Source organism: Rubrivirga sp., from assembly GCF_049648075.1.
In the GTDB taxonomy this organism is placed as follows: Bacteria; Bacteroidota; Rhodothermia; order Rhodothermales; family Rubricoccaceae; genus Rubrivirga.
Genome location: NZ_JBARYR010000702.1, coordinates 1 through 1,607 on the forward strand (window position 1 = coordinate 1; position 1,607 = coordinate 1,607).

The 1,607-nt window shown below is 70.8% G+C and carries 1 protein-coding gene and 1 pseudogene; one reads left to right on the forward strand and one right to left on the reverse strand.

Going from position 1 to position 1,607, the window contains the following annotated elements; translation table 11 throughout:
* The first annotated feature begins 170 nt into the window (after positions 1-170).
* Positions 171-929 carry a RadC family protein gene (radC, locus tag WBA11_RS18570; protein WP_424522121.1) on the forward strand — a complete coding sequence of 253 codons (759 nt, stop codon included), beginning with the start codon at positions 171-173 and terminating at the stop codon, positions 927-929.
* Positions 930-995: 66 nt separating this feature from the next.
* On the opposite strand, the pseudogene WBA11_RS18575 reads toward radC, so the two are convergent.
* A pseudogene (locus WBA11_RS18575) lies at positions 996-1,607 on the reverse strand (hypothetical protein); the annotation flags it as partial.

The following is a 1,607-nucleotide window of genomic DNA, read 5'->3' on the forward strand; positions in this document are numbered from 1 at the left end:
GTCGGTTCGCGGTCCCGCCTCCGCGGGAATGACGACACGGAGACTGAGAGTTCGGGTGGAGGAGCCGTGTCCTCGAGGCCGCTTTCGAAGCCCCGAGCGTTTCGCTCTCGAGGACGAGCCGTTAGACCTCGAGGCCGAGGCGGTCTACACTGCGAACCACCGCTGACCCCGTGTCCGACTTTCGCCCCGGCATCGAACTCCACGAGCCCGACGAGCCCGAGGTCCAGTACGGCTACGTCTCGATCAAGGACCGCCCCGAGGCCGACCGTCCTCGGGAAAAGCTGCTCGCCCGAGGCCCGGCGACACTGAGCGACGCCGAACTGGTCGGGCTGGTGTTCGGGAGCGGGACGCGCGTCGGCGGACGGAGCGTGTCGGCCGTCGAACTCGGGCAGGCCCTCCTCAAGGCGTACGGGTCGCTCGCGAAGCTGGCGCGGCGAGACGCGAACCAGGTCGCCAAGTCCACGAAAGGCGTCGGTCCCGCCAAGGCGGCGCAGCTCGCGGCCGTGTTCGAGATCGGGCGCCGCGTCGAGGCCGCGCCTCCAGAGGACCGCGTCCAGATCCGGTCGCCCGCCGACGTCGCCGCCGCGTACGGGCCGAGACTGCGCGATTTGCCACGTGAGGTGTTCGTCGTACTCCACCTCAACACGGCCAACATCGTCACCGCCGAGTACACCCTGACGACCGGCGGCTTGGCGGCCTCGATCGTGGAGCCCCGGCAGGTGTTCGAGCGCGCCATCCTGGAGCACGCCGCGTCGGTCGTGTGCCTACACAACCACCCGTCCGGCAACCCCGAGCCGAGCCGCGAGGACGTCGCGGTCACGAAGCAGCTGTGCGACGCCGGCAAGGTGCTCGGCATTCCCGTCCACGACCACATCATCATCGCCGGACGCGGGTTCACGTCGCTCGCCGAGCGGGGTCTGATGGGGTAGGAGGGCAAGGGGCATGAGGGATGGGGGGGCGTCCTCGAGGCCGAAGCCGGCCCCCCGTTCCCGCCGCTACTGCCCGATGGGCGAGCCCGGCGGGACCGTGAGCGGGCTCGGCCCCTCGACCTGGCCGGCGTCGCGGTCGAGGAACCGCTCGATGCGACGCGAGAGCCAGCGGTTGTACAAGTCGTCCTCGGTCAGCTCCTCGAGGTCGGACGGTGGCTCGTCGTAGACCAGGAGCGCGTCGGCGACGGCCTCGAGGACGCCCTCGGTCTGGGACAGCACGGCCGGCGCGGCGTCGGCGTGGGAGCCGAGGTCGATCAGCGCGCCGATCAGCGTCGACAGCGTCGAGCGTCGGATCGCGTCGTGGTAGGCCGTCTCGGTCTCTTGGTTCTGGACGCGGTCGAACGCCTCCAAGACGACGTCGGCGAAGCCGGGGAACGACGCGTCGCGGTCGTGTTGGTAGACCAGTCGTGTGGCGCGCGTCGGCTCGAACAGGACGCTGAACACCATCTCGGCCGCGGTCTCGGCCGGGGCGATCGGGTCGAAGGTGAGCCCGGTCCGGCCGTCGAACAACTCGCGCGAGGTGTAGTAGCCCGGCGGTCGCGGCGGGACGACCTCGAGGACGGATGCCGGCAGGGCGAGGGCGTCGGGCTCGACGGCGTCCAACAACGCGTCGAGGGC